At 43.9% G+C, this 10,262-nt stretch carries 10 protein-coding genes; 1 reads left to right on the top strand and 9 read right to left on the bottom strand.

Annotation, left to right across the window (positions count from 1 at the left end):
• The coding region (locus F597_RS0108370) for a transposase (protein WP_026327273.1) at positions 1 to 292 on the top strand (292 nt) is incomplete at its 5' end.
• 9 nt (positions 293 to 301) lie between these two features.
• Here F597_RS0108370 and F597_RS0108365 read toward each other — a convergent pair.
• From F597_RS0108365 to F597_RS0108325, 9 genes are all read right to left on the bottom strand, one after another.
• Positions 302 to 1,063 carry an ABC transporter permease gene (locus F597_RS0108365; RefSeq protein WP_019539281.1) on the bottom strand — a complete coding sequence of 254 codons (762 nt, stop codon included), beginning with the start codon at positions 1,061 to 1,063 and terminating at the stop codon, positions 302 to 304.
• The gene (locus F597_RS20415; RefSeq protein WP_019539280.1) at positions 1,060 to 1,836 is read right to left on the bottom strand and encodes an ABC transporter ATP-binding protein; all 777 of its coding nucleotides are present in this window, start codon (positions 1,834 to 1,836) and stop codon (positions 1,060 to 1,062) included. Before F597_RS20415 ends, F597_RS0108365 begins: the two co-directional genes overlap by 4 nt.
• An 88-nt stretch (positions 1,837 to 1,924) precedes the next feature.
• A complete protein-coding gene (locus F597_RS0108355; RefSeq protein WP_019539279.1) occupies positions 1,925 to 2,833 on the bottom strand; it encodes an NAD(P)/FAD-dependent oxidoreductase in 909 nt (302 codons plus the stop codon).
• A 32-nt stretch (positions 2,834 to 2,865) separates the two neighbouring features.
• Positions 2,866 to 3,957 (bottom strand): CobW family GTP-binding protein, encoded by a 1,092-nt coding sequence (locus F597_RS0108350; RefSeq protein WP_169337969.1) that lies wholly within the window; start codon positions 3,955 to 3,957, stop codon positions 2,866 to 2,868.
• Positions 3,958 to 4,159: 202 nt separating this feature from the next.
• A complete protein-coding gene (locus tag F597_RS0108345; RefSeq protein ID WP_019539277.1) occupies positions 4,160 to 5,923 on the bottom strand; it encodes an ABC transporter ATP-binding protein in 1,764 nt (587 codons plus the stop codon).
• Positions 5,916 to 7,712 carry an ABC transporter ATP-binding protein gene (locus F597_RS0108340; RefSeq protein WP_019539276.1) on the bottom strand — a complete coding sequence of 599 codons (1,797 nt, stop codon included), beginning with the start codon at positions 7,710 to 7,712 and terminating at the stop codon, positions 5,916 to 5,918. Before F597_RS0108340 ends, F597_RS0108345 begins: the two co-directional genes overlap by 8 nt.
• A 116-nt stretch (positions 7,713 to 7,828) precedes the next feature.
• Complete coding sequence (gene dacB / locus F597_RS0108335) at positions 7,829 to 9,286, bottom strand: D-alanyl-D-alanine carboxypeptidase/D-alanyl-D-alanine endopeptidase (protein WP_019539275.1); 1,458 nt, start codon at positions 9,284 to 9,286, stop codon at positions 7,829 to 7,831.
• Between the two features lie 39 nt (positions 9,287 to 9,325).
• Complete coding sequence (locus tag F597_RS0108330) at positions 9,326 to 9,646, bottom strand: type II toxin-antitoxin system RelE/ParE family toxin (protein WP_019539274.1); 321 nt, start codon at positions 9,644 to 9,646, stop codon at positions 9,326 to 9,328.
• On the bottom strand, positions 9,633 to 9,884 hold the full coding sequence (locus F597_RS0108325) for a hypothetical protein (RefSeq protein WP_139224059.1): 252 nt from the start codon (positions 9,882 to 9,884) through the stop codon (positions 9,633 to 9,635). The genes F597_RS0108330 and F597_RS0108325 overlap by 14 nt, the downstream gene beginning before the upstream one ends.
• Positions 9,885 to 10,262: the final 378 nt, after the last annotated feature.

Here is a 10,262-nt window from a genome sequence, read left to right as displayed (position 1 = left end):
GGATCTGGGCCAGCATGTTTCCACACATACCTCACTGGTTGTCAAACCGGAAGAGGTGGAGAAGGTCTTGCCCTGGGTACATACGGCAATCAGCAATGTCAAACGCTTGTTACTCGACGTGCACCACAATAAACTCAAACCCGAATACCTGCAATATTACCTCGACGAATTCTGTTATAAATTCAACCGGAGATTTTTCGGGGAGAAACTATTTGACAGGCTTGTGATAGCCGCTGTTTCATATCCTCCTGAATTCAAATCCAAAATTTACAATAGGGCATATTGCGGATAATCATTTTTGTTAAATCTTAATCTTTTTTGAACTTGATAAAGCGAATACGACTGAAATAAACGATGTAAAGGTAAATATAATCAAGGCAATAAAGAAATAATTGGCTTCGGAGGTCCCCACCAACAAGTACCTGCACCCTTCGAGAACATAAGTAACAGGATTTCCCCACGAAACGGTCAGCAGCCATTTGGATGTCAATAATTCCCTCGGCAGAAAGGTGGTGCTGAGAAAAAGCAGGGGAAACACGGCATTTGTAACTATCGACGCACTTTGATACTGACCGGTACGTATCATAATGCCTGCCGAGAATCCGCATAAGGTAAACGACCACAACAGGGAAATGAGTAAAATTCCCAAAACGGAAAGAAATCCGAATTGAAAAGTTACGCCGAATAAGGCTCCGATGGCAATCAAAATTGCCGTAAACACAAGTGATGAAAGCGTGTCTGCAACCATCGGGGCAATAACCAACGACCAACGAGAGGCGGGCGAAAAGTAAAGACGTTTGAAATAACCCGACTGCATATCGGCATTGAGCGTTTGACCTGCCCCTGATGAAGAACCCATTGCCAATGAAATAACCGCTATCGGGAATAGAAATGACAGATAGCCTTTACCGGCAAAAGCCTCCAAATTGCCGATGCCCCCTATTCCCGCATTGTAAACGATGAGGAAGAAAAGACTCATGCCAAATCCCATAAGCGGTGCGGATGGCTGTTTTATCAGTTTGATAATCGCTCTTTTCATCAGTAATATATTTGCTGTATTCATCGCTTTTCGTCGTTTGTGGTGTTTTGTTTAGAAATGGATTTAATGTAATGCAGATAACTGTCGTCCAACGACATTGATGCTGATAGATTTACAAATTCTTTAAATCCCGCAATTGTACCCGAATAATGCAGTTGTCCTTCGATGATAAGCGCCATTTCATTGGCGTATTTATCGGCTTCATCAAGGTATTGCGTGGTTAGCAAAACAGTGGCGTTTTGCGTTTTATTTAGCTGTGTTATGACTTCCCAAAAATTGGCTCTTGCCAAGGGATCCATTCCAACGGTCGGTTCATCAAGAAAAAGGACTTTCGGATGATGTACCAAAGCAAGTGCACAATGGAGTTTTCGTTTGTTTCCTCCCGAAAGGGCACTTGTTTTTTTATCTTTTTCGTTTGACAGATGAAATAACGAAATAAGTTCTTGGGCTCTCGAAAACGCTTCTGCTTTCGACAGTCCGAATAATCTGCCTTGGAATACCAGCAAGTCCTCCACTTTCCCTGATGGGTCGAGTTCGTTGTCTTGCGAGGCAATACCGATGTAGTTTTGAATTTTTGCGCTTTCGGATTCGGGATTTATTCCACCAATCAAAAATTCGCCCGAATCTTTTTGTGATAAAGTGGTTACTATTTTAATAAGCGTGGATTTACCTGCTCCGTTCGGACCTAAAAGAGTGAAAAATTTCCCTTTTTTGATTTCAAGATCAATGCCTTTCAAGGCCTTCGCACCGTTTGGATAACTTTTGGTGAGATTGTGGATTGAAATTTCTGTTCCCATATTTTTTTTGCTGAAATAAGGAAACAAAAGTACAACGGTCAATTTTACGAAAATTGTAAAATCAAGACATTCTTAAGGTTGATAGCCTTTAAAATTCCTCCGCGGTCATTTCGTTGTTTACCATGGCACCGGCAATATTTCCCGCACCTACCGCATAGGCCACGGAACGCATTGGACTTGTATTGTCGCCACAAGCAAAGACATTGGCTATACTTGTTTTCTGGAACATATCTGTTTTGATAAGCCCTTGTTCCGTTAGTTCGCAACCTAACATTTCGGGTATTTTGCAATGTTGTTCAAACGCAGGACGTGCGTAAAGGGCTTGGAGCGCAAAAGTTGAATGATCCTTAAAGACGATTTGCCTGATCTTTCCGTTTTCGTGATCGAAGGAAGCAATCTCTTTCTCAATCAACGGAATGTTATGTCTGGCAAATTTATCCGCTTGTTCCTGTGTAAAATCGGCCTTGCCGTTCGTGAAAACAGTCAGGTGCCGGGTAAGGTTCCGTACCAATTGCGCATAGTGCAAAGCAAAATACCCGTTGGCTAAAATACCTGTCCTTTCATTCTTTACTTCATAGCCATGGCAATAGGGGCAATGGATGACCCCAATTCCCCAACATGCAGAAAAACCCTCGATGTCGGGCATCACGTCGATCACTCCTGTAGCAAAAACCAACTTCTTTGCCGTACACAGGGAACCTGTTTGCGTCGTTATCTCAAAACCGGTTCCTGATTTCTTTCCGCTTACGGCAAGATCGTTGTGAAACTTTACAGTATTGTAACTCAAAACCTGTGTTTTGGCTTTCTCTGCAATTACCTTCGGGTTTTCCCCGTCCTGAGTAATGAAATTATGCGAATGGGGTGTTTGCCGGTTACAGGGTTTTCCGCTATCGATAATTAAAACATTTCGTAACGAACGCCCCAATGCCATTGCTGCGGAAAGTCCTGCATAACTTCCACCTATAATGATCACGTCAAAGTTATTATGATCTGTCATACGATTGAATTTTGTAAAACTGGCTCATCACATCAGGGATAAATAAAATCTTTGTCCAGGCACTGCGCTAACATCTTTTCCAATCCCTGTGAGGCAAGGTCTTTACCGATAAACACCAACCTGCTTTTGGGCATTTCCTCAGGGGGCCATCTCTCCCCCATTGTAATGGCCAGCATATTAGAGACCGACTGGACGATCACCTTTTGCGGCTCATCGTTTGCCCATATAAAACCTTTCACCCTGTATATATTTTTCGCCTGGATATTGAGGAACATCATCAGGCGATGGCCGAACCGGTCGAGGTTGAACGGCCTGTCGAACACAAAGCTGAGCGAACTGATGCTGTGATGGTGAAATTCCTCATGATTCGGATGTGTGTCAGGGTGTGAATGGGAATGGGAGTGTGAATGGTCCTCTACATCGGCATGTGGGGCCGGATGAAGGATGGGATGATCGTGCCCGTCCTTACCGGTTGCCCCGAATGGGGGTATTTTACCGTCGAAATCGTCACGGTTGAATGCCATTATTTTTTCCAGAGGATAACCCGACTCTTTATCCCCCGATAGTATGACGGCAAACGGATTGATATTTCGAAGCAATTCCTCCAATCCGGAAAGATGTCCTTTACACACCGTATCACATTTATTGATCAGGATGATGTCTGCAAAGGTAATTTGCTTACGCGCCTCTTCGGTTTCTTCCAGTTGAAAATCGATCTGTTGGGCATCCACAATGCAGATGGTCCTTTCCAATTTGTAGCACTCCTCTATTTCCGGATAGACCAGGAACGGCTGTGCGATGGTCGCAGGGTCGGCTATGCCTGTGGTCTCGATGATCAGTTCGTCGAATTCATCGTTCCGTTTCCACAATGCATCCAACAGGTCGAACAGGTCTTCATTGAGGCTACAGCAAAGACAGCCGTTGTTCAACTCAAACACGTCCGTGCCGGGTGCGACGATCAGCCCGGCATCAATACCTTCCTCACCCAGTTCGTTTTCAATGATAAACGGGCGTATTCCTTTCCGGTAAGTAATGTATTCGTTCAGAAAGGTGGTCTTGCCGGCGCCAAGAAATCCGGAAATGATGGTTACGGGTTTTGCTGTTTCATATCGATTATTGTCCATGTTTACGTTTTTAGAGATTACAATATTTGCCTTGACAGATTCTATCAATATCTGTGTAATGGAAATACAAATATACAACTTTACCATAAATGCAACACTGTTTCATTAAAAAATAATAAGCCTCATACAAAACAGATTATCCAGACGGAACAAACTGTTAGCAAGTTGCTTGGTTAATGCACTCTTCTCCGACTTTTGGAAACTACCAGACAGGTTTGTTGTGTTCCATAGACGCATCGGTTGACTGCATGCGAAGCATCCGGGCAAAAAGCCCATTTTGTTTTATAAGTGCTGATGGAGAACCGGTTTCGGCTACATGTCCGTTTTCCAGTACGACGATTTTATCGGCATTGGCTACTGTACGCATTCGGTGGGCGATAATTAGCACGGTGCGGTTTTTGACGAGTTCCGAAATAGCAGCCTGTATCCTGGTTTCATTTTCAGCATCTACCGAAGCTGTCGCCTCGTCCAGCAACACGATGGGCGCATCTTTCAACAATGCGCGGGCAATGGATATACGTTGACGCTCTCCTCCCGAAAGTGTACTGCCATTTTCACCGATAATGGTACGGTATCCATCCGGGAGGTTGTGCACAAAGTCATCGCACTGGGCAGCATGCGCTGCACACAATACTTCTCCGTCGCTGGCATCTTTTTTACCAATGCGGATATTGTCCATCACCGATCCATTAAAGAGTACCACATCCTGAAAAACAATCGAATAATTTTTCAATAAGGCTTCAGGATCGATAGTAGTGATATCCGTACCACCGAGGGTAATAGTGCCGCTGTTTACATCCCAGAAGCGGGCCGCCAGTCTGGCCGCCGTACTTTTACCGCCGCCAGAAGGACCGATCAATGCTGTCACTTCTCCCTGACGGGCTTCAAACGAGACATCGTGCAACACTTTTTCCTCATCGTCTTTATAGGAAAAACCGACATGGTCGAAACGAATAGTATAATCGTTCACATAATAATCAGCGGTTCCGGTTTGCACAGGCAGATCCATAATTTCATTCATCCGGTTGATACGAATATCGAGAAAGAACAGTACTGCTCCATGTTCCAATGCGTTGAGCAACGGATTAAAGATCACGGAAGAGAGGATCAGGAAGAACAGGTATATCAGGAAATCCACCTTACCGGCGAGCAACAAGGTCGTCCCGACCAGTATCAGCGTGGGTATTCCCAACTTGATAAGGGCGTGCATGGTGTTAATGATCACCCCGATAAGTAACTCTCCATTGATTTGTCCTTTCTCAAACCGCTCTTGCTCATTCGACAGCTCATAAAGATATGTTTCTTCCTGTCCGTATGACTTGATCTCCTGGATTTGCTGGATCCCTTCCTGAATTTTCTCGGTAACCGCACGTTTTTGTAAATAACTCGCCTGATGCTCTCTCGTCTGCATCTTCTTGGTGAACCAGAGAACCGTCAAGGCTACGGGAACAACCCAGAAGACGGCAAGTGCCAATTGCCAATTCATAAAGCCAAGCCCGATCATCGTCAATATCAACGTAACAAATGAACCCACTAATTGCGGGACAGCATGGGAGAAGGTATGTTCCAGGTCGGTAGCGTCCTGCATGACCGTTGAGGTAAGGTCAGACAGGTTTTTCTCCCCGAAATAGGAAAGCGGCAGTTTACGTAGTTTTTCGGCTAGCGATATACGACGTACGGCACTTTCGTTATACACATTCACATAGGTATTTTCATATTGAAAACGGGTAATGACATAAATGATCCCGATAGCCATTATACTGAAGACAATATATTCCCATACAGAAGTCGTCACTACCTCCCGGCCATTCAAATAGGGCGACAGAAAGTGTTGCAGGAAAAGATATACCAAAATTACCGGCAGCATGAATGAAAAGTTCTGCAAAGTAGTCCATAATACTCCTTTGATAAAATCCCGGGCACCTTGTTCGCTCATGGCGAACCGTTTTTGTATATATTTAAGCATATTTTGTTGTCTTTCTAATGTCCCATTGGACTGATTGTTGATATTCGTTCCACATACGGCGGTAAAGGCCCTCCTTTTGAAACAATTGGGAATGTGTTCCCTTCTCGATAATGCGGCCTTGCTCCATCACCACGATAGTGTCGGCATCTGTCACCGAGGTGAGGCGATGAGCGATCATCACTACCGTCTTGCCGTGCATGAGACGACGTAACGCCTGCTGTATCTCCTGTTCGTTTTCGGGATCGGCAAAAGCGGTAGCTTCGTCGAGAAGCAGGATAGGAGCATCTTTCAGGAAGGCCCTTGCCAAAGTAATACGTTGCTGTTCACCGCCGGAAAGATAAATACCTTCCGTCCCTATTTTTGTATCAAGACCAGCTGGCAGCTTGTCGATGATCTCGCGGCATTGCGCCAGTTCGATAGCCCTGTCGATATCGGCAGGTGCTGCATCAGGATTGCCATAGAGAATATTATCCCGGATGGAGGTCTTAAAGAGTTCGGTGTTTTGAAAAACGAACGATATATGTTTCATTAATTCTTCAGGATGGATCTGTTTTACATTGACGCCACCGATAGATATCATACCGCGGCCGGTATCCCAGAAACGGGCAATAAGGCGTGCCAGAGTCGTCTTCCCGCTTCCGGAAGCGCCTACCAACGCGACAGTCTCCCCTTGCGGGATGGCCATTTCAATATGGGAAAGCGCATCTTTCGACGCTCCGTCGTAACGGAAAGAGACATCATTGAAACGGATATCGTAAATGGCCGGCATAGGCGTCGGCGGCTGCGGTGTCATGAGCTGCTGTTTTTCGTCCGTCATCGCTTCGATCCGCTTTACAGCTTCACCGGCCTGACGATAACCATCGATCACGTACATCAACTTCATGATGCATTGTCCGAAGAAAGGCGTGATAAGCACGTAGAAGATCAGATTCAACGAGACCTGTTGCCAATTACCGCCGATAAATATCAGAATAATTGCCAGGGGAACGAGCAGAAAAGCAAATCCGTTAATGGCTACGGTATAGACCGACATCGATTTCTTCATGGATGCGGAGTATTCCTTCACCCATTTGTTGTAATCCATGATACTATCATAAAACCGCTTAAACGAATAGACCGTTTGCTGGAACACTTTTACCACGGGAATTCCGCGTACATATTCCACTGCTTCGGCATTCATCGCTTCGAGCGAGGTCATATATTGCCGCATGGTGGCAGCATAGTTCTTCCCCATCATCAGATAAAACTGTGCGAAAGCAATCACCAGCGGGATCAGGCAGGCAAGCCCCAGACGCCAGTCGAAGACGAACATCAATATGAGCGTGGTGACAGACACCGTTATGCCTCCGGCCAGGTCAGGCATCTGATGGGCAACAAATGTGTGAATAATGCCGGCGTTATCGTCAATCACTTTCCGCATCTTTCCGGTGCTGTTCTTTGTGAAAAAGCCCAACGGCATGTGTACTGCTTTTTGCATAGCCGAATAACGCAGATTGCGCTCAAGGCGGAAAGCAGCCAGATGCGATAACATCAGCGAGGTAAAATAAAGCAGAATAAAGAGGATGGAAAAACCGAAGGCCCCCCAGGCATAACGGATAATTTCATTACCCGAAGCGGAGGCTCCTTGCGTGAACAACAGGCGGATGATAAGCCATACGCACACGAACGGTATCATCCCTATCAGGTTTCCTAAAACTGAGAGCACAATGGAAAATGGCATCAGCACACCTTTCTTTCCCATATGGCTTCTCAACAGGTTGAAGGTGGATGTCTGTTTCTGAGATTTCATTTTGTATTTTTTCACAAAAATACGACCTCAAAACAGTGATTTCAATCCCTTAAAATTGGGATTTTTTTTAAGAAATGCCATCATTTATAGGGAGTATCATGGCAGGTAATTGGGTTTCAAATATTGTGATCTACCGATAATAAAAACTGCTCAATGGCTCCTCTGACCTGGGGGCGGGTGCCATTGAATTTATTTACCATCACGGCAAATGCGTATTTTTTATTGCCGTCGATCAGATAACCGGCAAAACATTGGACTCCTCCGATGCTTCCGCTCTTGGCAACAACCTTCCCACTCAGCTTTGTATTACGCAGGAAATATTGGAGCGTACCCTCCTGCCCTGCCTTCGGCAGCGAGTTGAAGAATACTGTGGAATGACTGCTTCTATTGTACATATATACCAACAGGTCGGTCAGAAATTGTGCACTTACTGCGTTTTGTGGAGCCAGTCCACAACCGTCAAACATCTGCAATGAGGAAATTGAAATCCCTCTCTCTTTCCAAAACTCTTCCGTGTATTCGATTCCGGCCTCTAACGGATCAATGTATATATCCCCTTTACTATAACGCCCCATGGTACGGATAAGGTGCTCCGAAAAGTGGTTGTTACTTTCCACATTTATCTCCCGGATAATATCCTTCATGGGACGCGACACTTGTGTAAATATCACTTTCCCGACACGATAGGAAGCTGACTTCCGGTCTGTAGCACAAATTCCCGAAAGGTAGTCGTTACGCGCCGTTTCCACATTTCCTATCTGGAAACCGGCACGGGAAAGATAATCAGCCAACGTTTGTCCTAACAACAACCCCGGATCGGGGATATCTCCTTTAATACTGAATTCTGTCCTGCCTGCAGGAATATTCCCCCGCACCGCCCTATCGTACGAGAAAGGCTCACCATAGATATATCCGTTATCGCTCCCGGTACTATTCAAAGAAAGCGAATTTTGAAAGGTTAATCCCTTAATTTCCGGCTCTGTACGCAGGATACGAGGACAACTGTTTCTGTCAGTCGTATTAAAAAACAAGCGATAGCTATTGTCAAAAATACTGATACCATAAGCGCCTGCTGCATAATAATTCCCCATATCTATCCATGTCCATCCCGGCGCGACACCATCATAACCGAACAGATTATCCACTACATAAATGGTATACTCCTTGTCTTTAGGAAGTACCTTTGCGAGTGCTTCGGTACCATTGATAAAAAAGGCATTCCGATTTTCCCCGAAGGCTTCACTACCCAGTGTGGGATCGCCGGAGCCAAACACCAGGATACGCGACGGGTCATTGGCATCAAGGCCCACTTCGGTCTTATAACGGTAATTATCTCCGAAAGTTTCCAACACCGTAGCGGTGGTAAGCAGTTTCAGTGTCGATGCCGGTGTGAGTGATTTTTCAGCATCATATGAAACAATATGTTGACCGCTCTTCAGTTCCACGACGGACACCCCTACCGAAGCATGCTTCAGTGCGGGATGATCAATAAAACGCTGGAGCGCTGTCTGTGACTGTGAGTAGCCAAATCCGGCTACTAAAAGAAGAGTAAGTACAAGGAGATATTTTTTCATTGATCCAGAATTATTTTCAGTATAAAAAGTGAATGCAGATTATTCCTGTTCTTCAATAGTTAAATGATTCGATATAATCTTATTGATATAAATATTTTTGTTATCATCTATATCATAAATAATATACCAAATAGTATTTTGGTTACGACGATACCGATGAACTTTTTCATCAAAACGTTTATGGTCAGGATAAGTTGTATTTATATGAATTAGTTTAGAGGGAATACTTTCACACTGCTTCTTTAATTCAGAGATATAGTCTTGGGTAAACTGTACGCTTAATTCTATTTTATCCCAATGTAAAAGCCCTTCAAAAATATCATCAAAATCGTCAAGTGCCTGTAGACTATACAATACCATTATCAGTACAGAATTTTTTTCTTTTTCTTTCTACCAACTCCCAAAACAATTCACTTTTGATATATTCTCCACCAATATCCTTATCCAATGGCTCATCCCGCTTATACGTTTTTACAGGTTCTTCCACTGCCGGAAGATCGTTTTCAAAAGTAACAATATCGGGAAACTGTTTCAATTTCTCAACAATCTGCCTTCCTTCAGGCGATGTGATGTCTATTGTAAGTTTAATTTCTTTCATAATCACCCCCTGTTTTATATACGTGAAGCCGAGAGACAAACCAAACTTGTTGAGTTTGCCCGAGGCGTCTCTTATATTCTCCAAATATAAGAAATAATCCGGAAGAATATTGATCTCGGTCGGAAAATTCGAGAGAAATAAAAAAATGCCTGTAAAAACACTTTTAGTAATAATTACATGATATTTTCTCTAAATGTCGGTAATAAACAGGAATTAATTCCATCCAGAATTCTGCCCTAATTGAGGATTCAATGGGATTTGAGAAATAAATAATTAAAATTTAACACGGGTAAATTTAAATAACGCACTAAAAAAGGATGACCCCTTTTAAAGAGTCATCCTAATTGATAATCTATTTATAATTATTTTTTGGGCTAT

Source organism: Proteiniphilum acetatigenes DSM 18083 (assembly GCF_000380985.1).
Lineage (GTDB): Bacteria > Bacteroidota > Bacteroidia > Bacteroidales > Dysgonomonadaceae > Proteiniphilum > Proteiniphilum acetatigenes.
The sequence above is the reverse complement of the archived record's forward strand: the minus strand, read 5'-3'. Positions and strand labels throughout refer to the sequence as shown.